The organism is Hartmannibacter diazotrophicus, from assembly GCF_900231165.1.
Classification (GTDB): Bacteria; Pseudomonadota; Alphaproteobacteria; order Rhizobiales; family Pleomorphomonadaceae; genus Hartmannibacter; species Hartmannibacter diazotrophicus.
In genome coordinates this window covers 3,905,998-3,932,717 of the sequence record NZ_LT960614.1, presented here as the reverse complement: position 1 = coordinate 3,932,717, position 26,720 = coordinate 3,905,998, and the positions used below count along the sequence as shown (strand labels likewise).

Here is a 26,720-nt window from a genome sequence, read left to right as displayed (position 1 = left end):
ACACGTCCCGGAAGCTGATTCCCGCCCCCGCATTCGCGCGGGCAGGCCTTTCCCGGGATGGCGTCAGTTCATCAGCGCCGCGACGCCGGGCAGTTCCTTGCCTTCCATCCATTCCAGGAAGGCGCCGCCAGCCGTTGAGACATAGGAGAAGTCGCCGGCAACGCCCGCGTGGTTGAGCGCCGCGACGGTGTCGCCGCCGCCGGCCACCGAGACGAGCTTGCCGTGCCGCGTGCGGTCGGCCGCGTGCTTGGCTGCGGCAACGGTCGCCCGGTCGAAGGGCTCGATCTCGAAGGCGCCGAGCGGGCCGTTCCAGAGCAGCGTATGCGCGTCGTCGATAACGGCGTGGATGCGCTCGATCGACTGGGGGCCGACGTCGAGGATCATGCCGTCCGGCGGAATGGCGTCGAGGCCATAGTTCTGGCTCGGCGTGCCGGCGGCAAAGTGCCAGGCGACGGTCGCGTCGACCGGCAACACGATGGCGCAGCCGGCCTTTTCGGCCTTTTCCATGATCCGCCGCGCCGTGTCGGCGAGGTCATGTTCGCAAAGCGACTTGCCGACGCCGATATCCTCGGCGGCGAGGAAGGTGTTGGCCATGCCGCCGCCGATGATCAGCGCATCGACACGGGCGCAGAGGTTTTCGAGGACGTCGATCTTGCTCGACACCTTGGCGCCGCCGACGATGGCGACCACGGGGCGCTTCGGGTTGCCGAGCGCGGCCTCCAGCGCCTCCAGTTCGGCCTGCATGGTGCGGCCGGCATAGGCGGGCAGGTGGCGGGCAAGGCCCTCGGTCGAGGCGTGGGCGCGGTGGGCGGCGGAAAAGGCGTCGTTGACGTAGGCGTCGCCAAGTTCGGCAAGCGCCGCGACGAAGGCCGGGTCGTTCTTTTCCTCGCCCTTGTAGAAGCGGGTGTTTTCCAGCAGCAGGATCTCGCCCGGCGCCAGCATGTCGATGGCGGCCTTGGCCGTGGCGCCGATGCAGTCCTCGGCGAAGGCGACGGGCTTGCCGATCGCCTTGGCGAGCGGGCCGACCACGGGCTTCAGGCTGTCCTCGGGCTTCTTCTCGCCCTTCGGACGGCCGAAGTGGGCGAGCAGGATGACCTTCGCCTTCATGCGCTTCAGCTCGCGGATCGTCGGCACGATGCGATCGATGCGGGTGGTGTCGGTCACCTTGCCCTTTTCCATCGGCACGTTGAGATCGACGCGAACGAGCACACGCTTGCCCGCAAAATCACCGTCGTCGAGGGTCTTGAAGCTGCTCATCGAATTGGTTCCTCGGCTTGAACGTGCTGCCAGAACTCGGGATAATCGATCACGACGCCGATGTCATCGACCGGCAGAGCGGCGGTGAAATCGCCGTCCAGGCTTTCGTTGCGATAGGACCGTCCCGGCTCGCTCACGCTGTAGCGCTGGCGAAATGGTCTCGGAGTGAAACTGTCGGCCGGAATATAGACGACCGCAAGGCCGCACTCCGTAGCCGTCTGGCCGCCCAGCAGACGCCGGAATGGGCAGGGTGTTTGTCAGGGGCGTCAGCGCGAAGTCGATGTCGATGCACCCGGCAAGGTCGCTGAGGAGGGTGCCGTCTCCATCCCACCACCGGCCCTTGCCATCCGCTCGAAGGCTCACCGTCTTTCCCGTCGACGCGCGCAGCGAAAAACCACGCACGCGCCAGTCCTTGTCACAGGTCAGGCGGTAGGTGAGGGCGCTTCCGCCGTCCTCGGCCGGCGCAATCAGCCAGCTTCTAGCTTCGATGCCCTCATCCGTTGCCTGCAACACGACATGTTCGAGCCCGTCGCCGCTCGCGGTCCGCCAGCGGACGCGATGGTCTGTGACGGGCTCGAAGACCATGTCGGCCCGCCTCAGATCGTCTTGGCGATGGTCACCGCCGTGTCGGACATGCGGCTGGAGAAGCCCCACTCGTTGTCATACCAGGACAGGATGCGCACCAGCGTGCCGTCCATCACCTTGGTCTGGTCCATGTGGAAGGTGGACGAATGCGGATCGTGGTTGAAGTCCATCGAGACATTCTTGTCGTCGGTGTAGCCGAGGATGCCCTTGAGCTTGCCGTCGGCGGCGGACCTGATCGCGGCGTTGATTTCCTCGATCGAGGTCTCCTTCTTGGCGATGAACTTGAAGTCGACGACGGAGACGTTCGGGGTCGGCACGCGGATCGCGGTGCCGTCGAGCTTGCCCTTGAGCTCCGGCAGCACGAGGCCGACGGCCTTGGCGGCGCCGGTCGAGGTCGGGATCATCGACATCGCCGCGGCGCGGCCGCGGTAGAGATCCTTGTGCATCGTGTCCAGCGTCGGCTGGTCGCCGGTGTAGCTGTGGATCGTCGTCATGAAGCCCTTCTCGATGCCGATGGCCTCGTTGAGGACAAAAGCGACCGGGGCCAGGCAGTTCGTCGTGCACGAGGCATTCGACAGGACCAGGTGGTCCTTGGTGATCTTGTTGTCGTTGACGCCGAAGACGACCGTGAGATCCGCGCCGTCGGCGGGCGCCGAGACCAGCACGCGCTTGGCGCCAGCCTCAAGATGGGCAGCGGCCTTGTCGCGGGCGGTGAAGATGCCGGTGCACTCCATCGCGATGTCGACGCCGAGTTCCTTGTGGGGAAGTTCGGCCGGATTGCGGATGGCGGTGACCTTGATGGGGCCGCGGCCGACGTCGATGGTGTCGCCGGAGACCGTCACGGTGCCGGGGAAGCGGCCGTGGACCGAATCGTAGCGCATCAGATGCGCGTTGGTTTCCACCGGCCCGAGATCGTTGATGGCGACCACCTCGATGTCGGTGCGGCCCGACTCGATGATGGCGCGCAAGACGTTGCGCCCGATGCGTCCGAACCCGTTGATCGCGACCTTCACTGCCATTTTTCCCGATCCCTTGTTGGAGCCGCCCGTCACCTGTCCGTCTGGCCCGAAATAAGGCCATCGGCCTGCCGGACGCGTTGCCACGTGCTGGCGGCGTGGTTGAATTGTTCAATACATTGCCATGCCGGACCCGCGCCATCCTTCAATGGGCGGATCCGGCAGGCCAATCCCGCAGTCGTCTCAGTCTTCCAGCTTCTCGAGCGCCTTTTCGGCAATCGCCTTGGGGGTGATGCCGAAATGCTCGTAAAGATCCTCGGCCTTGCCGGAGGCACCGAAGGTCGACATGCCGACGAAGATGCCGTCGAGACCGATGATGCCGTCCCAGCCCATGCGGATCGCAGCTTCCACGCCGACCTTGACCTTGGCGTTGCCGATGACCTCGGCCCGGTAGTCGGCCGACTGCTTGGCGAAGAGCTCGAAGGAGGGCACGGAGACGACGCGCGCCGCCTTGCCGGCTTCCTCGATCAGGGCCTTCGCCTCAAGGGCGATGTTGACCTCCGAACCGGTGGCGAAGATCGAAACGTCCGCCTCGCCCTCGCAGCCGGCAACCTCGTAGGCGCCGAGCGAGACCTTGTTGGCCTTTTCCATTTCGAGGCGGAAGGCGGCAAGGTTCTGGCGCGAGAGCGCGAGCAGGCTCGGGCCGGTCCGATGGTTGAGGGCGACGTCCCAGGCTTCCAGCGTCTCGACCGCATCGCCGGGGCGCAGCACCAGCATGTTCGGGATCGCCCGAAGGCTCGCCAAGTGCTCGACCGGCTGGTGGGTCGGACCGTCCTCGCCGAGGCCGATGGAATCATGGGTCATCACATAGATGACGCGCACGCCCATCAGCGCGGCGAGACGCATGGCCGGCCTTGCGTAGTCGGTGAAGACCAGGAAGGTGCCGCCGTAGGGGATGAAGCCGCCATGCAGGGCGATGCCGTTCATCGCCGCCGACATGCCGAATTCGCGGATGCCGTAATAGATATAGCGACCGTCGAAGTCGTCCGGCGTGACCGGCTTTTGAACCTTGGCCTTGGTGAGGTTCGATGCGGTGAGGTCGGCCGAGCCGCCGAGCAGTTCGGGAACCGCCTCGGCCAGCATCTGCAGCGCGTTCTCGGAGGCCTTGCGCGAGGCGACCTTCGGCTTTTCGGCGACGAGGGCCGCCTTGTAGGCCTCGATCTTGTCGGCAACGCCGGCCGGCAGGTCGCCGCGGATGCGGCGCTCGAAGGTGGCGCGGGTCTCAGGATCGAGCGCCTTGAAGCGCTTTTCCCATTCCTTGCGGGCCTGACCGGACTTGAGGCCGGCGACGCGCCAGGCGTCACGGATTTCGGCCGGGATCTCGAAGGGCGGATAGGGCCAGCCGAGCTTTTCGCGGGCGCCGGCGATCTCGTCGGCGCCAAGCGGTGCGCCGTGGGCGGCGTGGGAGCCGGCCTTGTGCGGCGCGCCGTAGCCGATGACCGTGCGGCAGGCGATCAACGAGGGCTTGGAGGAGGCCTTGGCGCGCTCCAGTGCGGCCTCGATCGCCTGCGGGTCGAGCCCGTCGATGCGCTCGGCGCGCCAGCCGTGCGCCTCGAAACGCTCCAGCTGGTCGATCGACGTCGACATGGAGGTCGAGCCGTCGATGGTGATGCCATTGTCGTCGAAGAGGACGACGAGCTTGTTGAGCTTCAGGTGGCCGGCAAGGTCGATCGCCTCGTGGCTGACGCCCTCCATCAGGCAGCCGTCACCGGCGATCACATAGGTCATGTGGTCGACGATGTCGTCGCCGAATTCGGCGTTCATGATGCGCTCGGCGAGCGCCATGCCGACGGCGGTGGCAAGACCCTGGCCGAGCGGGCCGGTGGTCGTCTCGATGCCGGCGGCGTGGCCGTATTCCGGGTGACCGGCGGTCTTGGAGCCGAGCTGGCGGAAGTTCTTCAGGTCCTCGATGGTCATGTCCTCGACGCCGAGCAGGTGCAAGAGCGAATAGAGGAGCATGGAGCCGTGGCCGGCGGAGAGCACGAAGCGATCGCGGTCCGGCCAGTTGGTGGCGGAGGGATCGAACTTCATGAACTGCGTGAAGAGAACCGTGGCGATGTCGGCCGTACCCATGGGCATGCCGGGGTGACCGGATTTTGCCCGTTCCACCGCGTCCATGGCCAAGGCACGGATTGCGTTGGCCATGGCGGTGTGTTCGGCGATGTCGATCATATTCTTGAAGCCTTCGGATGGTCGTGGAGGCCTTGCTCCAGGAACGGCGTCCCGTGTGCGGGGGGAAGGTCGTCTCCAGAAATGCCCTGCGTCCGCTGGTCTACGCTGTCCGGTTCCTTCTTGATCGGGAGCCTAACAGGCATGCGAAAACCTCGTCTTGGCCATTCCAACGCCGAGCCGCCGGATCGTGTCGGGGCGGCCTCGGCCCCTCGTCGGCGGATCGTGCAAAGCCATGAAACAGTGCAGTCTGGCGATACCTGGCGGTTTGCCGCCCGATCAATAGCAGGAGATCGTCTGCTGTCAATCTGCCGGCGGGCGAGAAGCGGGCCGGGCAGGGGCAGGTCCTGCCGCCATTGAGGCGCCGACGCCGATTCGAACTCTTTGAAGTGGAATAGTCCGGCAAGGCGCTCCGCAAACGTTGAAAGGGGACGCCCGGTGTGGCAAGTCTGGGTGATACTTGCGAAAAATCCCTCATTTCTCGCGTTCTTTCTTGCCTTTATGCTTGCCCCGCGCCAACAGTTCGCGGCAGGCGAGGTGTGCAGGCATGAGAAAAGAATCGATGAGGGCGGAGAGAGTATGCGTGCTGAGGTAGGGCATGGCTGACGGGGGGACATTCGATGCGGCGGTCCGGGACATCGAGGCGGCGCTTGGCCGGCTCGAGGCGGCTGTCGCGCGTCACCACGAGGCCGACCGGCGGCGCGCCGACCTTGAAGCCGAATGCGCCCGCCTCGGCGAGGACCGGGCAAAGCTCGCCCAGGACCTCGACGGCAGCGAGGCCCGCGCCGGCCGCCTGGAAGACGCCAACAAGGAAGTCTCCCGCCGCCTCGTCGCCGCGATGGAGTCGATCCGGGTGATCCTCGACTCGCATGGCGGCTAGAGCGGCGTGCGGCCGAGCGGCTCAGGAGCGCCGTTCACGCCGCCGTCCCCCGGAAATTCGCGCGTAACGGTCTCGTTCATGCCCGTCCGCCCGACCCGTTGGGGCGTTGGATCTTGTCTGGCGTGACGGAATCACCGCAAACTGTGCTCTCTGCCACAGAATCGACAGGCTTTCGGGCGTCCTTGAGGGACGGTCCGAAGGTGGGGACGTGCGTCAATGGCTCAGGTAACGGTGACAATCGCAGGCAAAGTCTACAGGATGGCCTGCGACGACGGTCAGGAGGAGCACCTCTTCGGCCTCGCGCGCCGTCTCGACGAGCAGGTCGACGAGATGCGCAAGATCTTCGGCGAGATCGGCGACCAGCGGCTGATCGTGATGTCGGCGCTCACCGTCTATGACCAGCTGGCGGAGCTGGAGCGGCGTCTCAAGGGCGTGCAGGCGGAGGTCGACGGCCTGCGCGAAAGCCGCGATCATCTCATCGAGCGCCAGGGCGAGATCGAAACCGGCTACATGAGCCGGCTCTCCAGTCTTGTCGGTCGCATCGACCGCATCACCGAGACGCTGACGCCGCGCGAGGACAGCTGAGGCGGCTGCCGTCACGCGGTCTGGCGTGCGGTTACGCGCGGCGGAAAATCGGCCTTCCGGCACCAAATACCCGCGCCTTGAAAATGCCACTGGCGCGGCGTGCACCGCACACCTATATTCCGCCTCAGGCGTTGCTGCGCGGTGCGTCAGGAATCACTATCCCCGGGGCCTTATCGATCCAAAAGGGAGCTGTCTCTGCCTGGGCTCGTGGGCCTGGGCAAACGGCGCCCACCTACGCTGTAGGTTTCCCGGGATCGATCTTCCAACGGCCGAGGTGGCACGCCTGCTTCCTCCCTGACATCGATAAATCATTGGCCGCCGGCGCGGGCAGGGAATGTGTGCGGCCGTGATGCTGGCGCGCTCAATCCGTCGTGCCCGGCGCGCTCCAAACCTTGTGCCCGGCGCGCCCAAACCAAAGTATGTTTTTCCCCGGTGCAGGTATAATTGCGGCGACGCTTCGCCGGTGCGAATTTTTCCCCGGGCAGACATGAAGGCTGCTCCGAAGAATTCGCTATCGGCGCGTCGTGAAAAGGTTTTCCGGTGCGAGATGGCGCGATAACCCTATCAAGCGACTGGAACAGACAATGAAAATCCTGACCGAAAAGCTTCTGTCGAAATCGGCCTATTCTCACGAAATCGACATTCCTTTCGAGGCGATCAATATTGCCGACTGGCTTTTCAATTTGCCCGAGGCCGAATACCAGCGCTGCTGCTCGCCCGACCATATCGCCGCCGGTACGACATCCACGGACGACGGCCGCCGGATGTCGATCAACGTCGAGATGATCGGCACCAGCCTGGTCGTCCAGCACTATGTTGCGGAAGAGGCCACGGCCTCCTACTGCCGCATGAATTCGATCTCCGACGTGTTCCCGCCGTCGGGCGGACGGACCCAGGTCAATGTCATCTGGGAACTGATCGCCGAGCCGATCGAGGGCAACCGCACCCGCTACACGAACCGGGTCACCTGCCATCCGACCGACGTCTTCATGCGCTTCATCGAGGACCACGGCCAGACCTTCGAGCAGGCCGCCGAGGCGCGTCAGGCCGCGGGCGGCGACCACAACAGCCGCGAGACGCCGCTTTTTGCCGAGAGCATTGCCCGCAAGGCGCGGGTCAAGGCGGCCGCCGAATAAAGGCGATTGCCTGAGATCGGTGCGGCGGGGCGGTTGTTTTCCGCCTCGCCGATGATTGGCCGCCGGCGCGGGCAGGGGACGCGCGCGCCCCGTTCCAGAGGCATTTCGGCGATCCCGTTGGATCTGAAGCCGGAACAGGCTATTGCGGATCTTCGATCTCTGCCGATTTGGATCTGAGGAAACCAATGGAGCGAATAAGCCTGCCGCAAGCGCGCCGTATCGCACTGGCCGCGCAAGGGTTCGGCGCCGGCCGACCAGACGCCGTCGGCCCGAAGCACCTGCGCCGCGTGCTCGATCGTCTCCATCTCCATCAGATCGACAGCGTCAACGTGCTGTCGCGCGCACACTATCTTCCCGCCTTCTCACGCCTTGGCGCCTATGACAGGGCCGATCTCGACCGGCTCGCCTGGGGGCCGAAACGGCAACGCCGGCTGTTCGAATACTGGGCGCACGAGGCGTCCCTGCTGCCCTTCGAGGTGCAGCCGCTGCTGCGCTGGCGCATGCGGCAGGCGGACCGGGGCGAGGCCGGCTGGAACCGGATGCGGACCTACGCGCGGGACCGGCGCGCCGAGGCGATGGCGCTGCTTGAGCGCTTCCGGGCGGAGGGGCCCCTGTCGGTCTCCGATTTCGAGGCGCACAAGGGTCAGTCGGGCTGGTGGGAGTGGAGCGACACCAAGCAGGCGCTCGAATGGCTGTTCTGGGCCGGGCACATCACGACGGGGACGCGGCGCGGCACGTTCGAGCGCGTCTACGACCTGCCGGAGCGGGTGCTGCCGGAGGGCATCCTCGCCCTGCCGACCCCGACCGACGCGGAGGCGCACCGTGCCCTGATCGAGTGCGCGGCCCGCGCCCACGGGATCGCGACCGACAAGGAGCTTCGCGACTATTTCCGCCTGTCGCCGGAAGAGGCCCGGCCGGCCATCCTGTCGCTCGCCGAGGAGGGCGTGCTCGTGCCGGTCGACGTGCCCGGCTGGCGTCATGCATGGCTTCACCGCGACGCGCGCCGGCCGCGCCGCATCGACGCCCAGGCCCTTCTCGTTCCCTTCGACCCGCTCATCTGGGAGCGCGATCGCACCGAGCGCCTGTTCGGCTTCCGCTATCGCATCGAGATCTACGTGCCGGCCGAAAAGCGGGAATACGGCTACTATGTACTGCCCTTCCTCTTCGGCGACCGCCTTGTCGCGCGGGTGGACCTGAAATCCGACCGTCAGAATGGGCGGCTGCTGGTCAAATCCCTGCACATGGAGCCCGACGCGCCCGCCGATAGCCGCGAGGCGCTGGATGAGGAGCTCGGGAAGATGGCGACGTGGCTGGGGCTGGATGAAGGGGTGGTTTGGGGCGGCTGAGGTGAGCGGATGGAGGGCTGATCGGTGGCTGGAGTGGGGCCGGAAGCTGCCGTTAGAGCCGAACCTCCTGAACGACCGCTATGCGGACGAAGCCGCCGTTCATCGCGGTCAGGCCAATGGCCGGTCTCAGCCCATACTGACCAATGCTACACTTCGATTGAAAAGTGGCTTCGCTGGAGGGAACGAATTTGAATAAAGAAGCGAAATGGGCATTCATCACCGCGCTTGACGACGAACTGTTGAAGGGCGGCGCTACCATGACAGAATGGTGCGCCTTCATCGTTCGCGATTGCGATTATGCCTTCGTCGGCGGCGCGAACCTAGCAACCGTGATAACCGCTACGGCCGCAATCGAAACGTATCTTCGCGCCGAATATGCAGGCGGGAAGCGTATTCGCCTCGTGGACTTGGTTGATAGCGCGCCTATTGAACGGGGACTTCGAGACGACATTCATAAGCTACGAAAATATCGTAACACATGGGTTCACGTGGCAATGCCAGAAGACGATGAAGAAATTCTACAGAACCCAGAGGCAAATGAAGAACAACTAGAAGAATGGGCCAAGCTGGCGCAACGCATCCTGCGCCGGACCATCTATGAAAATCAGTCGCTATAAAAGAGTCTGCCTGCGCGAGCGTCCGCTCCCTGGGCCTAGCTGCCCTCGGGGTACCTGGGCGCATCGGTCAATCCGGGCTCGAAGCTGACGTCGACATTTCGAACGTTGAACGTCCGAAATGGGGGCGCTATGCTGCCATCGAACGATCAGGCCTTCGATGTCGAACAGGCGCGGACAGCGCCCAATCTATTGGACTATCTATCCGCTGTTCTGCCGTTGACCGGTTCTAATTGCTCCACCGCGAAGAAACCTTTTGTCTTCGAGAATTTCATGGCGTGCCGGAAATTCCGGAGGGCGTCGGACGGGTCGATTTCGTTCAGATTTAGCCGCATGAAACTGTCTCGGACGAACTGAACAGACAGGATCGGCATCCATTCCTGGTGGCCAGTTTGTGGGTTCAGCATATTGGCCATGCAAGTGACATAGACCTCGACCAATGGCAGGATGTGAAATAGGTCCCCTGCGGTCTTGAGCGCGACGCTAGCCACGTAGTCCTGATAGAGTTCGTTGAACTGTCCGACGGGCATTTTTGTCTCAGACAGGCGGCCACTAGCCAATTGCTTCCGGCGCATGCCCGGCACTATGTCATCGCCATGAATGTTGATTTTAGCGTGGATGAAATCTTGGCCGAATGAAAATTCGATCGCGGTACCCACCAAGGCCGTTTCGGAAAGTGATTGCATTTCCTCTATTACCTGACGGATAGCTGCCGCTTCCCCACGTAATAACCTTTTAGCAAAGTTGGTTTCGTCTTCCCATTCCGCAGCCGCTTTCGCATAAGCGGTGAACGCGTCCTGATATTGCTTTTGATCTAGAACAGCGGCTTCGTCGATCTTTGTTTCCAGCTGCGTGCGAAGTTTGGCCGAACCGCCCCTGAATACGTGAAAGACGCTTGGTTTGAATTTGGCCAAAGCTGTCTCTGCACGATCGCGGTGGTCATTTGCTTGATACGGCTCGCTTGGGCCCGGTTGGCTTGCGATTTTATGCCAATCGATCATGTCGACCAAATCAGTGTGGATCGACACCAAATTCCCAACGCATTTTTCCCAGTCCTCAACTGCCGTAGTTGAATCGGAAATCATCTGCGCCTTTTGAACTTGCTTATGTCTACGTTGTGCTTCGCGGTCTGCCGCTCGCGCTGCAGCTGCAATTGAACGCATTGTTCCCTTCCAGCCCATCAGCTCCCCTCTGAATTAAGTTCAATTTACGCACTAGAATAATGTTACACGGACATTCGGCTCGCTCAAGTTGAGCGGCATCCGTTGCGACCTATACTCTGCTGCCCACGAACCGGATCGTTCTTAAATGGAGGGTTGGTTGCTGGGTTACCGTCTCGGAGAGGGAGCGGAAGCGAAGGAGCGGTGTCCGCTTTCAGGTACCACCTCTGAAACCTTGAAAGTCCGAAAAGGGCATAGCGGCCGCTAGCTCCGCCGCCAACCAAACCGCCCCATTCTCCCCCTACCTCCCCACAACCACATACCCCCGCGTCTTGCCGCCGTTGTCCGAATCCGGCGTGTTCATCGCGTCATAGAGCGCCGCCGCGCCGACCCAGACCGGCGGATACTTGTAGCGGGTGACGTCGAGGATCAGGAAACGGTCGGTGTCCTCGTCATAGGCGCCAAGCGGCGAGATGTGGCCGCCGGCCTCCTGTCCGATGGCCTTGCGCAGGTAGTTCACGACGATGAAGCGGTCGCCGTCTTCCAGCGTCTGGGCCGCGACTTTTCGAAAATCGTCGAGGGACGTCTCGCCCGCGTGGCGCACCTCCACCGTCAGGTCGTGGGCCTTCAGCATGCCGCCGAACTCGTCCAGCGTCATGCCGGCCTTCAGGATGTCGGCGCTCGGCTTGACGGCCTCGGTCGCCGGGGTGAAGACGTTTGTCTGGTCGAACAGACCGAGCCCCAGCGTCATCTTCGAGGCCGGGCGCGGCGCGCCGATGGCGTTCAGCACCATCGCCATCGAAGCGGGGCCGCAGAAGGCGGGGTTGTCCTGCGTGACGAAGTGCATGGAAAGCTGGAAATAGTCCTGCCGCGCCTCCGCGCCGAGGAACAGCGCCTCACCCGCCGGGCTGTCGAAGGCGACGACGCCGTCCGGCAGCGGCAGCGTTTCGGCATGGAGCGGCGAAAGGCCGGCAAGGAAGGTGGCGGCGAAGAGAAAGAAAATCCTGCGCATGGTGGGACCTCGTCCGGCAGCGGGCAGACCAGACTACGTGGCTCCGCCACGAGGCACAATTCACTTGCCCGCAACGGGGAGGTGAAGGCCGGATCGCACGCGGCGTCAGGGCCGTTTCCGTTGCCGGGTCACGCGTCCTTCAGCCCGAGGTCCGCGCAGGTTGCCTCGCTTTCGCGGGCCAGTTGCTCGAACTGGGCGGCGCGGGCGTTGCCGGCGCGCCAGAAGTAGCCGACGTCGCGCCGGGTCGGCCAGCCGTCGAGGGCGAGCAGCGCCACGTCGTCCTCCACCCGGAATTCGGAGCGGGCGTAAAGCTCGGGAAAGAGCGACATGCCCATGCCCATCACCACCATCTGGCGCAGGGCGTCGAGGCTCGTGCCCTCGTAGTCTTCGCGCAGGTCCGCGCCGCAGACGGCGGCAAGTTCCCGCACGGTATCGAAGAGATAGTGGCCGCGTCCCAGCGTCAGCAGGCGCTCGCCCTTCAGCTTTTCCGGCGCGACGCTGCCCTCGCCGGCGAGCGGATGGTCCTTCGGCACGCCGAGATGGATGGTCTCGCGGCAAAGCCGGCGGAAGGTCAGCGCATGGCCGGAGGTCGGGGCGGGGCCGAGGCCGCAGTCGAGCCCGCCGGAGACGACCTCGCGCTCGATTGTCACCGGCCGCTCCTCGCGGATGTAGATCTGCAGGTCGGGATAGCGGGCGTGGAGCGCGGGCAGCAGCGAGGGCAGGAAATAGGGGCCGAAGGTGGGGGCGACGCCGAGCCGGATCAGCCCGCCGAGGCTGCGCGCGCCGCTGGCCGCCGTCGCCACGATGTCGTCCAGCGTCAGCAGCACCGTGCGGGCGGAGGCCACCACGCGGCGGCCGACGTCGGTCATCTGCACGCGGCCCGGTGTGCGGTCGAAGAGGGGCGTGCCGAGTTGCGCCTCCAGCTGGGCGATCTGCACTGACAGCGTCGGCTGGGAAACGTGGCAGCGCCGCGCGGCGGCGCCGAAGTGGCCGGTCTCGGCGAGGGCAACCGCATATTCGAGCTGGCGGTGGGTCGGGCGGAACGCCATCGAGGTCTCATAGTTTGAAGCTATGAGGAATATAGAAACAATGCATTGGAACTATCAAGGCCGCGTTCCCATCTCCCGGTTATCGAAAGGAGGTACGACGTGGACCAGTTTCTCAAAGCCCTCAACACCCGCCATGACCTGCTCGATGCGGAGCTTCAGGCCGAACGCAGCCGCCCGGCGCCGGACGGCGAGCGCGTCATGGCACTCAAGACAATGCAGCGCCAGGTGCGCTCGCAGATCGAATACATCGAGCGTCAGGGCAGTCAGAGCGCCCCGCTGATGGTCGTCCGGCTCAAGCGGTCGGGGTCCATCCAGCCAAAGCCCTACGTCTGACGCCACCCATCATCAGCCCGAGGCCCGGGCCCCTCTGACGGCTCCTGACGAGCCGCCATGTCGGTCCTCTCCGCACGCCGCCATCCCGTCGCGGCGGTCGTGGACGACCGTGCGTGACATTTGACGTCATCAGAGGATTTCATGGACCTGATCACTTCCTTCCTGACCCAGGACATCGCCGGCACCTCGGCCTGGTTCTGGCTTTCCTTCCTCGCCATCGTTCTCGTGCTGCTCGCCTTCGACCTCGGGGTGCTGAACCGGGAGGACAAGGAACTCGGCATCGCCGAGAGCCTCAGGCTGTCGGCCTTCTACATCGCCGTCGCAGTCGTCTTCGGCGGCTGGATCTGGTTCTCCATGGGGCCGACCGCGAGCCTGCAGTATTTCACCGGCTACGCCATCGAGAAGGCGCTGTCGATCGACAACGTCTTCGTCATCTCGCTGATCTTCGGCTATTTCGCGATCCCGCGCCGCTACCAGTACCGGGCGCTCGTCTGGGGCATCATGGCCGTGCTCGTCCTGCGCGGCATCATGATCGGCGTCGGCGCGGCGCTGGTGCAGGAATACGACTGGCTGCTGCTCGTCTTCGGCGCCTTCCTCGTCGCCACCGGCATCAAGATGCTGGTGGTCAAGGAGGGCGAGAGCGACGTTTCCAGGAACCCGGCGGTGCGGTTCCTGTCCCGCGTCTTGCGCGTAACGCCGGAGCTGCACGGCCAGCGCTTCTTCGTGCGCCAGCCGCATCCCGTCACGGGACGGCTTGTGCTCTTCGCGACGCCGCTCTTCCTCGCCCTCGTGGTGATCAACATCGCTGACCTCGTCTTCGCGGTCGACTCGGTGCCGGCGATTTTCGCCATCACCACCGACACCTTCATCGTCTTCACCGCCAACATCATGGCGATCCTCGGCCTGCGCGCGCTCTACTTCGCGCTGGCCGCCATGGTGCACCGCTTCGAGTATCTGAAATACGCGCTGGCGATGGTGCTGGTGTTCATCGGCGGCAAGATCTTCTGGGGCCACTTCTACGGCAAGGTGGACCCGGCGATCTCGCTCGGCGTGACGCTGGCGATGATCGGCAGCGGCATCGCCTACTCGATGTGGCGCACCCGCACGCCCTCCGTCGTGCCCGTCCGAACTGAAGGGGGCTGACCCCGAAGGGCCGATCTGGGACGGGTCGGCCGGGCTATCGACGTCGAGTGGAAGGCCGGGTTATCGCCCGGCCTTCCTGCTTTTCGGGGGGCTCGCCGCGGCAGGACGGGCGGTGCCTTCGCGGGATTGACTTTGCTTGCCCGCGGCGCCTATGAGTTTCCCAAGGGTCTGGAAGCCCCTGCCTCTCGCGGGCCCTTTGGGCTGTGGTGAAGTCTTCCCGTCGTTTTTTGTCCTTTCGTCTTTCAGCGCGCCAGTTGCGGTGAATGGCAATCGCGAGACCCGTTCGTTGACCGCAGGAACCGGCCGAGGCCTTGCCGCCCGGACCGCTGGCGCGAGGCTGCGAGGACGACGATGACAACCCGAATTCCTTCCATTGCCCTCCTGAAGGCGCAGGCCCGACGCTTACGCGAAGACGCCTGGGACGCCGGCGGCGAACTTACCCACGCGCAGGCGCTCGAACAGATCGCCCATGCCTACGGCTACCGCGACTGGAACACCGTCATGGGCGTTGCCGGCAACCGCATGCCCGGCCCGCCGGTGGAGGTCGGCCAGCGCGTCGGCGGGCATTATCTGGGACAAGCTTTCGAGGGCACCGTGATCGGGCTATCCATGACGGGCGACGGGCGCTATCACCTGACGCTGCACTTCGACGAGCCGGTCGATGTCGTCACCTTCGAGAGCTTTTCGGCCTTCCGCCAGCGGGTGAACGCGACGATCGACCCGGTCGGACTATCCCCGGCGAAGACCTCGAACGGCCGGCCGCAGCTGCAATTGCGGCTTGACCCGCCGGGCCGTCCCGCGCCTGATAGGATGAAGGCGGGCTGAGGTCGACTTGATATGAACTGACCGGGCACAAGGGCAGGAACGATGAACGAGACGATGGACGAGGAAGACCTCGCCGAAACCAAGAAGCGCATCCGCTCCGAGCGGCTTGCCGTGCGCGATGCTCTCAGCATCGAGGATCGGGTCGCCGCCTCCGATGCGCTGGTGGGTTTTGCCTGCGAGCTTGGCGTCGCGCCTGGTTCCGTCGTCTCCGGCTTCCTGCCCATCCGCTCGGAAATCGACGTCCGTCCGCTGCTCTCCACCCTTGTCGTCAAATACGGCGTCACCGTCGGGCTGCCGATCATCATGAAGTCCGGTGGGCTCTTCTTCCGCGCCTACAAGGACGGCGACGACCTCATTCCCCTCGGCTTCGGCACCTATGGCCCGGGCGAGGGCCAGCCCGTCGTCGTGCCCGATCTCATCCTCGCGCCGCTTGCCGCCTTCGACCGCCGGGGCGAGCGGATCGGCTACGGCAAGGGCCACTACGACCAGACCATCGCCCGGCTCCGGCGCGAAGGATTTGCCCCGCGCGTCGTCGGCGTCGCCTACGCCTGCCAGGAGGTGGAGCGCGTGCCGGCCGAAAGCCACGACGTGCCGCTGGAGATGATCCTCACCGAGAAGGGGCTGATCCGTACCACGCCCGATCCGGCAAAGGGCGGGGCAGCATGAGGCTGCTGTTCGTCGGCGACGTGGTCGGACGTTCCGGCCGCCAGATCCTTTCCGAGCGCCTGCCGGGGCTTGTCTCCGACTACCGGCTCGACTTCGTGGTGGTGAACGGGGAGAACGCGGCCGGCGGCTTCGGCATTACCGAGGAGATCTGCCAGGACTTTCTCGATGCCGGGGCGGACGCGGTGACGCTCGGCAACCACGCCTTCGACCAGCGCGAGGCGCTCGTCTTCATCGCCCGGCAGGACCGGCTGATCCGTCCGATCAATTTCCCGCAAGGCACGCCCGGCCGCGGCGTTGGCATGTTCGTTGCCCGCAACGGCGCGCGCGTCCTCGTCATGAACGTGATGGGCCGGGTCTACATGAACGCGATGGACGATCCCTTCCGCGCCGTGGAGCGCGAGCTGGAAGCCTGTCCGCTTGGCGACCAGTGCGATGCCATCATCGTCGACATGCACGCCGAGGCGACCAGCGAGAAGCAGGCGATGGGCCATTTCTGCGACGGGCGGGCGAGCCTCGTCGTCGGCACGCACACCCATGTGCCGACTTCCGACCACCGCGTCCTGCCGCACGGCACGGCCTACATGTCCGACGCGGGCATGACGGGCGATTACGACAGCGTGCTCGGCATGGAAAAGGACGAGCCGCTGCACCGCTTCCTCACCCACGTGCCCTCGCAGCGATTCACCCCGGCGATGGGCGAGGCGACGATCTCGGGCGTTGCGGTGGAAATCGACGACCAGAGCGGCCTTGCGACGGCGGTCGCGCCGCTCAGGCTCGGCGGGCATCTGGAGGAGACGGTGCCGCGGTTCTGGAAGGATTGACGGGGAGGGGAGTTCCCGCGTTCACGGGCGATCCGTCATCGGTCTTCGTGGCGGGCGAAACCCGACTGCCGGAACGCGGCAGGCGAGATGCCGATCTCCTTCTTGAAGACGCGGCTGAAGGCGGACTCCGAGGCATAGCCCGAAATCTCCGCAGCCTCGGCCACCGACAGATCTCTCGCCGAAAGGGCCTCGCGCGCGATCTGCATCCGCCAGGACGTGACGTAAGCCATCGGCGTCACGCCCAGCCGTTCCGAAAACCGTTCCGCAAATCCGGTCCGTGACAGCCCCGCCTCGCGCGCGAGGCTCGCGACGGTCCAGTCCAGCGTCGGTGCGCGATGGAACGCCGTCAGCGCCCGGCCAAGATGGGGGTCCGCGAACCCCGCCACGCCGCTGTCGGTTCCGTGTGCCTGTTCGACATGGGCGCGGATCGCCTGAGCGAAGATCGCCTCGGACATCTTCAGCGCAACGAGATCGCCGCCGAGCCGCGCTCCGCCGGCCTCGGCTCCGATGACCTTGAGTGTCGCCTCAAGCCATGGCCCAGCTTCCTCGCCATAGCCGCGCAGATGGATGAACGGGGGAAGCCGGTCGAACAGCAGGTGCCGCGAGCCCTCGGCCAGAGCGAAATGCCCGCAGATGAGCTGCGTGTCGCGCGGACTTTCCTCGCCGCCCCAGACCAACGTCCCATGTCCCGGGAACCCCGATCGGGACAGCACGTCGTCGAGCGGCAGCGCGTCGTCCGGTCCGGTATGGCGGCAGGACAGGATATGCGCCGTGCCGTGCGGAATCACGATCAGGTCGCCCTGTGCGAGGTGCACGGGCCCGTCGACCCCTGCCACGCGCACCAGCGCTTCGCCGCGGTGGGCGAAGTGGAAGCGCGCGACGTCGCGGAAGGCGGGAACGCGCACGCCCCAGGGCTCGGTGAAGCTCGTGCGGAAATAGAGCGTACCGCGAAGCGAAAGGCGGGTGAGGATGTCGCTGAGCAGGTCCAACATGCCGTCAGCCTGCACACAGAATTCACTGTTCGTCCAGTGAGCTGGATGATTGGGCATGAAATGCGAACTTACCGGCATTAACAGGCCAAGAATTTCGGGGCTTATGACACGGGTATTCGAATTGACGGCGCTCAGGGCCTCAAGGTCTGGCGCGGTCATCGAACGCAGAACCGGCCCAAGATGGCCACCAGACCATGCCGAAAGGAAACACCCTGATGTCTCGCATCATTACCATCACGGCCGCCACGCTGGCTGCCGTTCTCTCCCTTGGCCCCGCCCTTGCCGCCGACGAGGCGAATGTCGCCCCCGGTCTCACCTATGGCGGCGCGCCGCTGGGCCTGCATGGCGCAGATCCGGTTGCGCTGCTGGACCAGGGCACCAATGCCGAGGGCATTGCCGACTATGCGGCGACCCATGACGGCGTCGCCTATTACTTCGCGTCGGAAGAGCACCTCAAGGCGTTCGAGGCCAACCCGGCCCGCTACGCGCCGCAGTATGGCGGCTTCTGCGCCTTCGGTGTCTCGGTCGGCAAGAAGTTCGACGGCGATCCCAACTTCGCCGCGGTGCTGAACGACAAGCTCTACGTCTTTCTGAACGAGGGCGTCTACAAGGCCTACCTGAAGGATCAGGCCGGCACGATCGAGAAGGCCGAAGGCCAATGGTCCGGCATCGAGCACACCGCTGCGACGGACCTCTGACCTTTTCGCCCCATGGGCCCGGCCCGCGTGACATTCCCGCGGGCCGGGTGCGCCCGTGTTTCGAAGGACATTCCCCATGACTGGCCGCATCACTCTCGTCAGCCACGCGCTCTGTCCCTATGTGCAGCGCATTGCCATCGCCCTGATCGAGAAGGGCGTTGATCATGATCGCGTCACCGTCGACCTGGCCGATAAGCCGGGCTGGTTTCTGGCGCTCTCCCCGCTTGGCCGGACGCCCGTGCTCAAGGTTGGGAACGCGGCGCTGTTCGAATCTGCCGCCATCCTCGAATACCTCGAGGACACGCAGCCCAATCCGCTGCATGTCGCCGACCCGGTCGAGCGCGCACGGCACCGCGCCTGGATCGGATACGGTTCGGAATGCCTGAACGATATCGCCGGATTCTATTCGGCGGCCGACACGCGGACACTGCACGCGAAGGCTGCGGCGCTGCATGCGCGATTCCGGGTGATGGAAGGCCAGCTTGGTGCCGGTCCGTGGTTTGGCGGCGAGCGCTTCAGTCTGGTCGATGCGGTCTTTGCGCCGATCTTCCGTTACTTCGACATCTTCGACCGGATCGAGGATTTCGGCGTCTTCGACGGTCTTGCCAAGGTGACCGCCTGGCGTCAGGCCCTCGCGGCCCGGCACTCGGTCCGTGACGCGGTCGCGGGGGACTATGGCGACCTGCTTGCCGCTTTCCTGCACCGTCGCGGCGGCGCGCTCTCGCGGCTGATGTCGCCCGAATTGATCGCCGTCAGACGTTCGGCAAGCTGACCGGCAGGTTTACTCGGCCTGTTCGCGCAGGCCGGCCCGTTCAAGGCGGGCCTGCCGGAACTGCTTGTGCGCCAGGGCGGCCACGAAGAGCCCGGTCATGATCAGCACGATCGTCGGGGCCGGCGCGCTGTCGAGCCAGAAGCAGACATAGGTTCCGGCGATGCCCGAGAGGAGGGCGATGGCGATCGAAAGCCACAGCATGTCGATGAACCGGCGCGTCAGCAGAAAGGCAATCGCACCGGGCGCGATCAGGTAGGCGATCGCGAGAATGATGCCCACGGACGAGAGCATCGCGACGATCGTCGCCGACAGGATGACGAGCAGCCCGTAGTGGATCAGGCCGACGGGCAGGCCGATCATCCGCGCCTGCACCGGGTCGAAGGCATGGGCGAGGATGTCGCGCCATTTCAGCGCCAGGATGAGCACGACGGCCCCGGAAATCAGGCCGGCGGTCCAAAGGTCAGTCGCATCGACGCCCAGCATGTTGCCGAAGAGGATGTGATCGAGGTGAAGCGCCGTCTGGACCTGGGTGTAGATCACCACGCCGAGACCGAACATGCCGGAGAAGACGACGCCCATGACCGTGTCCTGCTTCACGCGGGAATGGTCCTTGATGAAGCCGGTCGCCAATGCGCAGACGAGCCCGGCGACGAAGGCGCCGACGATCAGGGGCAGGCCAAGGAGATAGGCGAGAACGACGCCCGGCAGCACCGCATGGCTGGTGGCATCGCCCATCAGGGCCCAGCCCTTGAGCACGAGAAAGCAGCTCAGCATCGCAGCCGCCGGCGCGATGATCATGACGATCAGGAACGCGTTCTGCATGAAGGGAAACTGGAAGGGCAAAAGCAGGCTTTCCATCACTCGACCTCCCGCAGGGCGGCGCGGGCGCGGCGACGGGCCGCCAGCATGCCGTGGGTGGGGGCGAAGACAAAGGCGAGCAGAAACACCGCCGTCTGCAGGCAGACGATGATGCCGCCGGTCGCACCGTCCAGGAAATAGCTGAGATAGGCGCCGATGGCCGAACTCAGCGTCCCGATCGCGACCGACAGCATGATAAGGCGCGGAAAACGGTCGGTCAGCAGGTAGGCGGTCGCCCCGGGTGTGACGACGAGCGCGATCACGAGGAAGGCGCCGACGGCCTGCATCGCCGCCACGGTGCAGGCGGCCAGAAGCGTGAAGAAGACGAGCCGCAGGAGATCGACATTGAGGCCGATCGTGCGCGCATGGACCTCGTCGAAGAACACCGCGAGCAGGTCGCGCCACTTTGCCAGCAGGATCGCCAGCGACACGCCGCCGATGATGGCCAGTTGCAGCGTGTCCTCCGGGGTGATGGCGAGGATGTTGCCCATGATGATCGTCTGGATCGAGATCGCCATGGGGTTGAGGGACACCATGAACAGGCCGAGGCCGAAGAAGGAGGTGAAGATCAGCCCGATGACGACGTCTTCCTTGAGGCCCGACCGCTGCCTCAGGAACAGCATGGCGAGCGCGGCGAGCCCGCCGGACAGAAAGGCGCCGAGGGCGAAGGGAGCGCCGAGGATATAGGCGGCCGCGACGCCCGGCACGATGGAGTGCGAGAGCGCGTCGCCGATCAGCGACCAGCCCTTGAGCATGAGATAGGCCGACAGGAAAGCGCAGACCGCGCCGACCAGTGCCGAGACCCAGATCGCGTTGGTCATGTAGCTGTAGGAGAAGGGCTCGAGCAGCGTCATGCGCCCTCGTCCAGCGTTCGCGCCTCGTTGCCGTAGATCACCAGGGGCCGCTCGTCGTCGGTGATGATGTCCAGCTTGCGCGGGTCGGCGTCGTCGTGCAGCCGCTCGCCTTCCAGCATGAAATGCCTCAGCACGCCGCCGAAGGTTTCCTGCAGGTTCCTGGCGGTGAACACGTCCGCCGTCGGACCGTGCGCCAGCACCGTTCCCTTGACGAGAACGACCCGGTCGCAAAACTCCGGCACCGAGCCGAGATTGTGGGTGGCGACCAGCATCACCCGGCCTTCCTCGCGCAGGTCGCGCAGGAGGGCGATGATCTGTTCTTCGGTCTTCACGTCGACGCCGGTGAAGGGCTCGTCGAGCAGGATGACCTGTGCGTCCTGGGCAAGCGCCCGGGCGAGGAAGACGCGCTTCTTCTGCCCGCCCGAGAGTTCGCCGATCTGGCGGCCGCGGAAGTCGCTCATGTTGACCCGGCCAAGGGCTGCGGCGACAGCCTTGTGGTCCGCGGCGCGGGGGATGCGCAGGAACCCCATGTGCCCGTAGCGGCCCATCATCACGACGTCCTCGACAAGCACAGGGAAGGTCCAGTCGACCTCCTCGGCCTGCGGAACATAGGCGACGGCCTGCGCCTTCATCATCGCCTTGACCGGCTGGCCCAGGATCTCGATGTTTCCCCTGGAGGCCGGCACGAAGCCCATCAGGGCCTTGAACAGTGTCGACTTGCCCGCGCCGTTGACGCCGACGAGCGCCGAAATCGTTCCTCTCGGAACGGAGAAAGAGGCATCGCGCAGCGCCGTGTGGCCGTTGCGATAGGTGACGGTCAGCCCTTCGGCACGAATTCCATCACTCATTCCTCAAGTCCCTTCACGATGGTTTCGGAGGTGACGCGGAGAAGATCGAGATAGGTCGGTACCGGTCCGTCCGGCTCGCTGAGGCTGTCGACATAGAGCACGCCGCCATAGTTCGCGCCGGTTTCGCGCGCGACCTGCCGGGCCGGTTTGTCCGAGACGGTGGATTCGGAAAAGACGGACGGAATGGCGTGCTCACGCACGATATCGATCACAGCCCGGACCTGCTGGGGCGTGCCCTGCGCATCGGCATTGATCGGCCAGAGATAGCCCTCCTTCAGCCCGAAGTCGCGCGCAAGGTAGGAGAAGGCGCCCTCCGAGGTCACCAGCCAGCGGCGCTCTTCCGGCAAGGCCCGCGCGGCATCCCTGAGGGGGCCGACGACCGCGGCGATCTCGGCCTTGTAGGCCGCGGCGTTGGCCGCATAGGTCGCCGCATTGGCCGGATCCTGCTTGCTCAGCGCATCGCGGATGTTGTCGACGTAGATCTCCGCCGATGTCAGCGCCATCCAGGCATGGGGATTGGGCTTGCCGTCATAGTCGCCGCCGGCGATCGCCATCGGCTCGATGCCGTCCGACACGACGGCCGCCGGAACGTCGCTAAGGTTGGAGAAGAACTGCTCGAACCAGCGTTCCAGGTTGAGCCCGTTCCACAGGATGAGGTCGGCGTCCTGGGCCCCGACGAGATCGCGGGGCGTCGGCTGGTATCCGTGAATCTCCGCGCCCGGCTTGGTGATCGACACCACCTCGGCGGCATCGCCGGCGACGTTTCGGGCCATGTCCGCGATCACGGTGAAGGTCGTGACGACCTTCATCTTCCGATCCGCGGCGGTCGCCGGGGCTGCGAGCAGGCTTGTCAGCGCGACGGCGAACAGGATGCGGCGGATCAGCACGACAGTTTCCTCCTGGAACAGAGCGTCATGCTACATGCATCTAGGAATGATTTGCATCTGTCAACCCAGTTGCAAGTCATTTGCAAAAAGAATCTTGATCGCCACAGCCGATTGGCGCAAAAGCATTGCCATGACAAAGCTGGACAAACGCACCGAAAGGCTGACGCGCGCGCTCAGAAACGCCGGCGTTCGGATCACCCGTCAGCGGGCGGCGCTGCTTCACGTGATCGCCCAGGCGGACGATCATCCCGAGGCGGTCGAACTCCATCGCCGGGCCGAGATCGACGTCCCCGGCATCTCGCTTTCGACCGTCTACCGGACGCTGACCGCGCTCGAGGCCCAGGGCGTGATCCACCGGCACCAGTTCGAGGGCGCACCCGCCCGGTTCGAGCATGCGGCCACCGAGCACCACGACCACATGATCGATGTCGACACGGGCGATGTCATCGAGTTCCGCTCGGACCGGATCGAACGGATGCAGGCCGAGATCGCAGCCGAAATGGGCTACGAGATCGTGCACCACCGGCTGGAACTCTACGTTCAGAAGAAGAAGGCCGACGGCGCCTGAGCCGGTGATCCGGTCCCGTTGAACCGTCCCGCCCGCGCGCCGGCCCGGACCCTCAGTTCGAGATCGCGACGGCACGGCGCAGGTAGCGCCGGTCGGCAAGCTGGCGGCTGAGGAAGGCGGCAATGTCCGACCGCGCGATGGTCAGCGTCAGCCTGCGCTCGGCCGGCGGAAACCCCTCGCGGTAGGTGCCGGTCGCCGGGCCGTCGGTGAAGGCGCTCGGGCGCACGATGGTCCAGTCGAGGCCGCTCGCCCGCACGAGGCTTTCCTGCAATTCGTGGTCCTTGAACACCGGGCGCAGCAGCAGCCCGAACATGATCCGCTTCCAGAAGAAATTGAGGTTCGGCCAGCTTTCGTGCGCGCCGAGGGTCGACTGGCAGATCAGCCGGCGGACGCCGCGCGCCTGCATCGCCTGGATGATGGTCATCGTGCCCTTGGAACGGATGGTGCTCTTACGCGAGGTGCCGGCGCCAAGCGTCACGACGACCGCGTCGTGGCCGTCCACGGCATCGGCGACGGCCTCAGGGTCCAGCGCGTTACCGACGACCACCTGGAGGTTCGGGTGGACGATCCTCAGCTTGGCCGGGTCGCGGACAAAGGCGGTGACTGCGTGACCGTCCGCCAGCATTTTTTCCACGGCAAGGCGGCCGACGCTGCCGGTGGCCCCGAATGCGATCACGTTCATGGCTTCATCTCCTCTTGTTCAGGTCATGCCGTCGATAACTTGACATGATGTAAAGTTGACATGGTGTCAAATATCGCTAGCTTGACATCATGTCAAGAGACGGAACCGAAACACGCAAGGCCATTCTCGATGCCAGTTGGGCGCTGCTGGAATCGGGCGACCGCGCGGTCCGAATGTCGGATATCGCCAGGGCCGCGGGGATCAGCCGGCAGGCGCTCTACCTGCATTTCCCCAATCGGGCGGACCTCCTGAGCGCCGTGACGCTCCATATCGACGCGTCGAAGAATGTCGACGCGCGCCTTGCGGCAAGCCGCGCGGCAACGTCCGGCGAGGCGCGTCTGGAGGCGTTCATCGAGGCCTGGGGCAATTACATCCCGGAAATTCACGGGGTCGCGAAGGCCCTGATCGCCATGCAGGACAGCGACGAGGAGGCACGGCGCGCCTGGCAGGGGCGTCTTGCGGCGGTGCGCGCGGGATGCGAGGCGGCCGTCGCCGCCATCGTCGCCGACGGCCGGCTCGCGCCGGATCTCACCACCGAGCGGGCGGGCGACCTTCTCGCGGCGCTGCTTTCGGTTGAGACCTGGGAACGGCTCACGCGCGACTGCGGCTGGCCGCAGGCGGACTATGTGGCGACGATGAAGGCGCTGGCGCGCAAGGCGCTGATTGGGGGGTGAGGGTGGCTGGTGTCAGGGCGGGGATGGAGCAGGGCGGGTTGCTGTGCCGCTTTCTCACTCACGTGCCCTCGCAGTGTATTTCACCCGCCAAGGGCAGGGAGCGATCTCGGCGTTGCGGTGGAAATCGACGACCAGAGAGGCCTTGCGACGGCAGTGGCGTGGCTCAGCCTCGGCGGGCATCTAGAGGAGATGGTGCAGGGGTTTTGGAAGTATTGAGGGGCATATAAGTTCGGAAAGGCGTAGAAATTTCGGAGCCGTACTGTGCAAACGGTTGCTTGGCTAGCTGAAGGCGAGGTTCCTATAAGAGCCAATCGTCGTCATTCCAAGAATTATGGAAATTAGAAGCGGGGCCATTATCAATATCGTTCATCATTCGGTTTACCTCTGCAAATGGAATGGATTCATTGCAGAATATTTCGAGGATAGGTTTGAATTTTTCGAATTTTTCTCGAGCGCCTATCATGGCGTCTGGAAGATTCTTCCTCATGAAATTGAGAAGGGGCGCGTCAGGTTCGTTGCCTAGGCGAATATCCGCGAAGCCGAGGAGGCGTTTGTCTCTGGCAGCAATGGCTAGTTGCTCGTCGGCTGCTGGATAACGTTGGCGGAGAGTCTGCCATGTGATACCGCCGCATCGGCGCAGGAATGCACCCGTTATGTAAGGTGTGCGGCGGGCGATAAGGACGGGGACAACATCTAAGGCGATGCATTTTGATAGGAGGTCTTTGACCTCCGGTTGGTTCGGGTAGAGCCAAGGCCGGACATTTTTTATTTCTACACCAGCCCAGTCTCTATTACTTCCGCTTATATTTAACAGGAAATCGAGTTTTTTATTGTTCTGAAGAAAACGTCCAGACAAATGAGAAGGCGGCTCTTCTTTTTTGTAAAGAATACCATCGTCGTGCGCCGCCAAGTCAACGAAGCCGCCGATATAGTCATACTTGTCGTTGTTTTGCATCGCCCTCTGCACGCATATCTCAAGAGACTGGCCGACTCTTTTGAGAAATTTGTCATTGCAGATTGAGTTGTGCGCTTCCCTCTGTTCGAGGAGGCGACCTTGAATGAGTTCAGGCGGCGTATCGGACAGGTAATACCAATCGGCGCCGGCGCAATCTAATTGTCGTACGAGCCCGTCTTTTCGCAAATGCGTCATTGCGGTTGTGATGATGTGCGGTTCAATACGTTGTCTGTACGGCCCTGCATCCGAGATTTTATGCTCGAGTGTTCGGCGCGTTGCGATGCCGTGTTTGGCCATCACATTCGTCAGGCGTTTCTTGGCTAGCTGAAGCCGCTCCTGCCTGCGCACTCTCTCTCCTTTTATATAGATAGTAGAAGTATGGCTAGGCTCTGCGATGGAGTGACGGGTTGGGTGCGGTGGAGAATCATGGTTAATGGAATCCACCGGAACGGTATAAAATCGTTAATAGTGCAATAAATCTCCAATTTTTGGCGAGGAGTCGCCAAAAATAAGAGAAAAATTCCGCTGGAATCCCCCTGTCAAACAGAAGCTTAACTTCTATATGCTGGGGAAGGGACTCGATATTCAGAGAGAAATCTGGCTTGTCTGGTGGCTTATTGCGCATCTGAGTTGCCTATATATTGGAGAGAGCGGTGTCCCATCCGAGATCCGTCAGGATGTAGCGCCCATCGGGGGCGTCTGGCGTGCGCCGGTAAATGGCGAAGCCTCGGCGTTCGAGTGTTCGATGCGACACTAGATTTCTGATCTTTTGGCTGAGTCGATCATCGCTGCGATTCCGAAGCGCAGATAAGTCATCCCTGGAAGGGCGTAAAATATCTCGCAAGAAAGGGGCGAGTTCGCTGATTGACAAACCTTCATCTGGATCGCCGTACTCTGCGATGATGGTGATGGTGGGGTGTATCAGGTCGCGCTCGGAAATCGGCAGATCGTTAACCATGTTTCTTCCATATGATGTGGCTGATGGAATCGACGGTACTACAATTAGCTCGATTCGGAAGGGGCATGCAAGCGGAGTCCTGGAATTTTAACTCTATTTTTGTGAGTGGGGCGGTCGTGTTTGGGGATGAGTGTTCTTTAAATGTTTCTTTTCATATAGTTATGTTTTGTCTAGATATACACAAAAATGTATGAATGTGATGCGCTGTGCGATCCGAGAAATTTTGGCAGCGGTGGCTGACGACGTCGCGGCTTCTGAAGAACGTCGGCTCGAGTGGACGAGGATGTCTGGATATCGTCGCTGCTTGGAAAACGGACTGCCGAGCGTCTGCTGGATTTTGCCGGCTTTCATGCCTATAAGGGGCCGGAAATTTCGAA

General features: G+C 63.9%; 29 protein-coding genes, 1 other RNA gene and 1 pseudogene. 15 read left to right on the top strand and 16 right to left on the bottom strand.

The genetic code is table 11. The features are described 5' to 3' along the window. Positions 1 to 63 precede the first annotated feature (63 nt). From HDIA_RS18335 to tkt, 5 genes and pseudogenes are all read right to left on the bottom strand, one after another. On the bottom strand, positions 64 to 1,257 hold the full coding sequence (locus HDIA_RS18335) for a phosphoglycerate kinase (protein WP_099557480.1): 1,194 nt from the start codon (positions 1,255 to 1,257) through the stop codon (positions 64 to 66). After that, positions 1,254 to 1,442, bottom strand: coding sequence for a putative glycolipid-binding domain-containing protein (locus HDIA_RS26125; protein WP_425432956.1), 189 nt, complete (start codon positions 1,440 to 1,442; stop codon positions 1,254 to 1,256). The genes HDIA_RS18335 and HDIA_RS26125 overlap by 4 nt, the downstream gene beginning before the upstream one ends. Positions 1,443 to 1,515: 73 nt before the next feature. Next, a pseudogene (locus HDIA_RS26120) lies at positions 1,516 to 1,842 on the bottom strand (putative glycolipid-binding domain-containing protein); the annotation flags it as partial. Between the two features lie 11 nt (positions 1,843 to 1,853). After that, positions 1,854 to 2,861: a type I glyceraldehyde-3-phosphate dehydrogenase gene (gene gap, locus HDIA_RS18325; RefSeq protein ID WP_099557478.1), complete on the bottom strand. Its 1,008-nt coding sequence runs from the start codon at positions 2,859 to 2,861 to the stop codon at positions 1,854 to 1,856. Positions 2,862 to 3,041: 180 nt separating this feature from the next. Further along, positions 3,042 to 5,030 (bottom strand): transketolase, encoded by a 1,989-nt coding sequence (gene tkt / locus HDIA_RS18320; protein WP_099557477.1) that lies wholly within the window; start codon positions 5,028 to 5,030, stop codon positions 3,042 to 3,044. Positions 5,031 to 5,625: 595 nt separating this feature from the next. On the opposite strand from tkt, the gene HDIA_RS18315 reads away from it, so the two are divergent. The 6 genes from HDIA_RS18315 (at position 5,626) to HDIA_RS18290 (ending at position 9,591) form a co-directional block, all read left to right on the top strand. Continuing rightward, positions 5,626 to 5,907, top strand: coding sequence for a DUF4164 domain-containing protein (locus HDIA_RS18315; RefSeq protein WP_099557476.1), 282 nt, complete (start codon positions 5,626 to 5,628; stop codon positions 5,905 to 5,907). Positions 5,908 to 6,123: 216 nt separating this feature from the next. Further along, complete coding sequence (locus HDIA_RS18310; RefSeq protein ID WP_099557475.1) at positions 6,124 to 6,492, top strand: cell division protein ZapA; 369 nt, start codon at positions 6,124 to 6,126, stop codon at positions 6,490 to 6,492. A 128-nt stretch (positions 6,493 to 6,620) separates the two neighbouring features. Then, positions 6,621 to 6,776, top strand: a non-coding RNA gene (ssrS, locus tag HDIA_RS18305) — 6S RNA. A gap of 300 nt (positions 6,777 to 7,076) precedes the next feature. Further along, entirely contained in the window at positions 7,077 to 7,628 is a 552-nt protein-coding gene (locus HDIA_RS18300; RefSeq protein ID WP_099557474.1) for a hypothetical protein, read from the top strand. A 185-nt stretch (positions 7,629 to 7,813) separates the two neighbouring features. Next, positions 7,814 to 8,974, top strand: a complete 1,161-nt coding sequence (locus HDIA_RS18295; protein ID WP_099557473.1) for a winged helix-turn-helix domain-containing protein — start codon at positions 7,814 to 7,816, stop codon at positions 8,972 to 8,974. A gap of 164 nt (positions 8,975 to 9,138) precedes the next feature. Beyond that, positions 9,139 to 9,591, top strand: a complete 453-nt coding sequence (locus HDIA_RS18290; protein WP_197708045.1) for a hypothetical protein — start codon at positions 9,139 to 9,141, stop codon at positions 9,589 to 9,591. Positions 9,592 to 9,785: 194 nt separating this feature from the next. Here the strand turns inward: HDIA_RS18290 and HDIA_RS18285 are convergent, their stop codons facing one another. From HDIA_RS18285 to HDIA_RS18275, 3 genes are all read right to left on the bottom strand, one after another. Further along, positions 9,786 to 10,751: a hypothetical protein gene (locus HDIA_RS18285; RefSeq protein WP_099557471.1), complete on the bottom strand. Its 966-nt coding sequence runs from the start codon at positions 10,749 to 10,751 to the stop codon at positions 9,786 to 9,788. Between the two features lie 298 nt (positions 10,752 to 11,049). Further along, positions 11,050 to 11,760, bottom strand: a complete 711-nt coding sequence (locus HDIA_RS18280; RefSeq protein WP_099557470.1) for a phytochelatin synthase family protein — start codon at positions 11,758 to 11,760, stop codon at positions 11,050 to 11,052. Positions 11,761 to 11,888: 128 nt separating this feature from the next. Further along, the gene (locus HDIA_RS18275) at positions 11,889 to 12,809 is read right to left on the bottom strand and encodes a hydrogen peroxide-inducible genes activator (protein ID WP_099557469.1); all 921 of its coding nucleotides are present in this window, start codon (positions 12,807 to 12,809) and stop codon (positions 11,889 to 11,891) included. A 99-nt stretch (positions 12,810 to 12,908) separates the two neighbouring features. On the opposite strand from HDIA_RS18275, the gene HDIA_RS18270 reads away from it, so the two are divergent. From HDIA_RS18270 to HDIA_RS18250, 5 genes are all read left to right on the top strand, one after another. Continuing rightward, the gene (locus tag HDIA_RS18270) at positions 12,909 to 13,142 is read left to right on the top strand and encodes a hypothetical protein (protein WP_099557468.1); all 234 of its coding nucleotides are present in this window, start codon (positions 12,909 to 12,911) and stop codon (positions 13,140 to 13,142) included. Between the two features lie 141 nt (positions 13,143 to 13,283). Then, positions 13,284 to 14,285 (top strand): TerC family protein, encoded by a 1,002-nt coding sequence (locus tag HDIA_RS18265; protein WP_099557467.1) that lies wholly within the window; start codon positions 13,284 to 13,286, stop codon positions 14,283 to 14,285. Positions 14,286 to 14,636: 351 nt separating this feature from the next. Further along, positions 14,637 to 15,110 carry a glyoxalase superfamily protein gene (locus tag HDIA_RS18260; RefSeq protein WP_099557466.1) on the top strand — a complete coding sequence of 158 codons (474 nt, stop codon included), beginning with the start codon at positions 14,637 to 14,639 and terminating at the stop codon, positions 15,108 to 15,110. A 42-nt stretch (positions 15,111 to 15,152) separates the two neighbouring features. Further along, positions 15,153 to 15,776 carry a 5-formyltetrahydrofolate cyclo-ligase gene (locus tag HDIA_RS18255; RefSeq protein ID WP_245883953.1) on the top strand — a complete coding sequence of 208 codons (624 nt, stop codon included), beginning with the start codon at positions 15,153 to 15,155 and terminating at the stop codon, positions 15,774 to 15,776. Next, positions 15,773 to 16,597 (top strand): TIGR00282 family metallophosphoesterase, encoded by an 825-nt coding sequence (locus HDIA_RS18250; RefSeq protein ID WP_099557465.1) that lies wholly within the window; start codon positions 15,773 to 15,775, stop codon positions 16,595 to 16,597. The genes HDIA_RS18255 and HDIA_RS18250 overlap by 4 nt, the downstream gene beginning before the upstream one ends. A gap of 35 nt (positions 16,598 to 16,632) precedes the next feature. Here HDIA_RS18250 and HDIA_RS18245 read toward each other — a convergent pair whose 3' ends face one another. Further along, positions 16,633 to 17,589, bottom strand: a complete 957-nt coding sequence (locus HDIA_RS18245; protein WP_099557464.1) for an AraC family transcriptional regulator — start codon at positions 17,587 to 17,589, stop codon at positions 16,633 to 16,635. Positions 17,590 to 17,804: 215 nt separating this feature from the next. Here HDIA_RS18245 and HDIA_RS18240 point away from each other — a divergent pair, with 215 nt between their 5' ends. Further along, entirely contained in the window at positions 17,805 to 18,287 is a 483-nt protein-coding gene (locus HDIA_RS18240) for a YHS domain-containing (seleno)protein (RefSeq protein ID WP_099557463.1), read from the top strand. Positions 18,288 to 18,363: 76 nt separating this feature from the next. Next, complete coding sequence (locus tag HDIA_RS18235) at positions 18,364 to 19,059, top strand: glutathione S-transferase family protein (protein ID WP_099557462.1); 696 nt, start codon at positions 18,364 to 18,366, stop codon at positions 19,057 to 19,059. 9 nt (positions 19,060 to 19,068) lie between these two features. Here the strand turns inward: HDIA_RS18235 and HDIA_RS18230 are convergent, their stop codons facing one another. The 4 genes from HDIA_RS18230 to HDIA_RS18215 are packed head-to-tail and all read right to left on the bottom strand — an operon-like array spanning position 19,069 to position 22,506. Beyond that, complete coding sequence (locus HDIA_RS18230; protein WP_099557461.1) at positions 19,069 to 19,917, bottom strand: metal ABC transporter permease; 849 nt, start codon at positions 19,915 to 19,917, stop codon at positions 19,069 to 19,071. Next, positions 19,917 to 20,771 (bottom strand): metal ABC transporter permease, encoded by an 855-nt coding sequence (locus HDIA_RS18225; RefSeq protein WP_099557460.1) that lies wholly within the window; start codon positions 20,769 to 20,771, stop codon positions 19,917 to 19,919. The genes HDIA_RS18230 and HDIA_RS18225 overlap by 1 nt, the downstream gene beginning before the upstream one ends. After that, complete coding sequence (locus HDIA_RS18220; RefSeq protein ID WP_099557459.1) at positions 20,768 to 21,619, bottom strand: manganese/iron ABC transporter ATP-binding protein; 852 nt, start codon at positions 21,617 to 21,619, stop codon at positions 20,768 to 20,770. Before HDIA_RS18220 ends, HDIA_RS18225 begins: the two co-directional genes overlap by 4 nt. Then, positions 21,616 to 22,506: a metal ABC transporter substrate-binding protein gene (locus HDIA_RS18215; protein WP_425432903.1), complete on the bottom strand. Its 891-nt coding sequence runs from the start codon at positions 22,504 to 22,506 to the stop codon at positions 21,616 to 21,618. Before HDIA_RS18215 ends, HDIA_RS18220 begins: the two co-directional genes overlap by 4 nt. Before the next feature lie 130 nt (positions 22,507 to 22,636). Here HDIA_RS18215 and HDIA_RS18210 point away from each other — a divergent pair, with 130 nt between their 5' ends. Further along, a complete protein-coding gene (locus tag HDIA_RS18210; protein ID WP_099558995.1) occupies positions 22,637 to 23,074 on the top strand; it encodes a Fur family transcriptional regulator in 438 nt (145 codons plus the stop codon). Positions 23,075 to 23,126: 52 nt separating this feature from the next. Here HDIA_RS18210 and HDIA_RS18205 read toward each other — a convergent pair whose 3' ends face one another. Continuing rightward, on the bottom strand, positions 23,127 to 23,756 hold the full coding sequence (locus HDIA_RS18205) for an NAD(P)-dependent oxidoreductase (RefSeq protein ID WP_099557458.1): 630 nt from the start codon (positions 23,754 to 23,756) through the stop codon (positions 23,127 to 23,129). Positions 23,757 to 23,845: 89 nt separating this feature from the next. Here HDIA_RS18205 and HDIA_RS18200 point away from each other — a divergent pair, with 89 nt between their 5' ends. Beyond that, positions 23,846 to 24,430: a TetR/AcrR family transcriptional regulator gene (locus HDIA_RS18200; RefSeq protein WP_099557457.1), complete on the top strand. Its 585-nt coding sequence runs from the start codon at positions 23,846 to 23,848 to the stop codon at positions 24,428 to 24,430. A 298-nt stretch (positions 24,431 to 24,728) separates the two neighbouring features. Here HDIA_RS18200 and HDIA_RS25430 read toward each other — a convergent pair whose 3' ends face one another. Together HDIA_RS25430 and HDIA_RS18190 are read right to left on the bottom strand one after the other, a co-directional pair. Next, a complete protein-coding gene (locus HDIA_RS25430) occupies positions 24,729 to 25,733 on the bottom strand; it encodes a hypothetical protein (protein WP_157775725.1) in 1,005 nt (334 codons plus the stop codon). Positions 25,734 to 26,019: 286 nt separating this feature from the next. Beyond that, entirely contained in the window at positions 26,020 to 26,343 is a 324-nt protein-coding gene (locus tag HDIA_RS18190; RefSeq protein WP_099557455.1) for a hypothetical protein, read from the bottom strand. Positions 26,344 to 26,720 lie beyond the last annotated feature (377 nt).

Coding starts and splice junctions, on each gene's coding strand:
- HDIA_RS18335 (WP_099557480.1), bottom strand. CDS start 1,257: ATGAGCAGCTTCAAGACCCTCGACGACGGTGATTTTGCGGGCAAGCGT.
- gap (WP_099557478.1), bottom strand. CDS start 2,861: ATGGCAGTGAAGGTCGCGATCAACGGGTTCGGACGCATCGGGCGCAAC.
- tkt (WP_099557477.1), bottom strand. CDS start 5,030: ATGATCGACATCGCCGAACACACCGCCATGGCCAACGCAATCCGTGCC.
- HDIA_RS18315 (WP_099557476.1), top strand. CDS start 5,626: ATGGCTGACGGGGGGACATTCGATGCGGCGGTCCGGGACATCGAGGCG.
- HDIA_RS18310 (WP_099557475.1), top strand. CDS start 6,124: ATGGCTCAGGTAACGGTGACAATCGCAGGCAAAGTCTACAGGATGGCC.
- HDIA_RS18300 (WP_099557474.1), top strand. CDS start 7,077: ATGAAAATCCTGACCGAAAAGCTTCTGTCGAAATCGGCCTATTCTCAC.
- HDIA_RS18295 (WP_099557473.1), top strand. CDS start 7,814: ATGGAGCGAATAAGCCTGCCGCAAGCGCGCCGTATCGCACTGGCCGCG.
- HDIA_RS18285 (WP_099557471.1), bottom strand. CDS start 10,751: ATGCGTTCAATTGCAGCTGCAGCGCGAGCGGCAGACCGCGAAGCACAA.
- HDIA_RS18280 (WP_099557470.1), bottom strand. CDS start 11,760: ATGCGCAGGATTTTCTTTCTCTTCGCCGCCACCTTCCTTGCCGGCCTT.
- HDIA_RS18275 (WP_099557469.1), bottom strand. CDS start 12,809: ATGGCGTTCCGCCCGACCCACCGCCAGCTCGAATATGCGGTTGCCCTC.
- HDIA_RS18265 (WP_099557467.1), top strand. CDS start 13,284: ATGGACCTGATCACTTCCTTCCTGACCCAGGACATCGCCGGCACCTCG.
- HDIA_RS18260 (WP_099557466.1), top strand. CDS start 14,637: ATGACAACCCGAATTCCTTCCATTGCCCTCCTGAAGGCGCAGGCCCGA.
- HDIA_RS18255 (WP_245883953.1), top strand. CDS start 15,153: ATGAACGAGACGATGGACGAGGAAGACCTCGCCGAAACCAAGAAGCGC.
- HDIA_RS18250 (WP_099557465.1), top strand. CDS start 15,773: ATGAGGCTGCTGTTCGTCGGCGACGTGGTCGGACGTTCCGGCCGCCAG.
- HDIA_RS18245 (WP_099557464.1), bottom strand. CDS start 17,589: ATGTTGGACCTGCTCAGCGACATCCTCACCCGCCTTTCGCTTCGCGGT.
- HDIA_RS18240 (WP_099557463.1), top strand. CDS start 17,805: ATGTCTCGCATCATTACCATCACGGCCGCCACGCTGGCTGCCGTTCTC.
- HDIA_RS18235 (WP_099557462.1), top strand. CDS start 18,364: ATGACTGGCCGCATCACTCTCGTCAGCCACGCGCTCTGTCCCTATGTG.
- HDIA_RS18230 (WP_099557461.1), bottom strand. CDS start 19,917: ATGGAAAGCCTGCTTTTGCCCTTCCAGTTTCCCTTCATGCAGAACGCG.
- HDIA_RS18225 (WP_099557460.1), bottom strand. CDS start 20,771: ATGACGCTGCTCGAGCCCTTCTCCTACAGCTACATGACCAACGCGATC.
- HDIA_RS18220 (WP_099557459.1), bottom strand. CDS start 21,619: ATGAGTGATGGAATTCGTGCCGAAGGGCTGACCGTCACCTATCGCAAC.
- HDIA_RS18210 (WP_099558995.1), top strand. CDS start 22,637: ATGACAAAGCTGGACAAACGCACCGAAAGGCTGACGCGCGCGCTCAGA.
- HDIA_RS18205 (WP_099557458.1), bottom strand. CDS start 23,756: ATGAACGTGATCGCATTCGGGGCCACCGGCAGCGTCGGCCGCCTTGCC.
- HDIA_RS18200 (WP_099557457.1), top strand. CDS start 23,846: ATGTCAAGAGACGGAACCGAAACACGCAAGGCCATTCTCGATGCCAGT.
- HDIA_RS18190 (WP_099557455.1), bottom strand. CDS start 26,343: ATGGTTAACGATCTGCCGATTTCCGAGCGCGACCTGATACACCCCACC.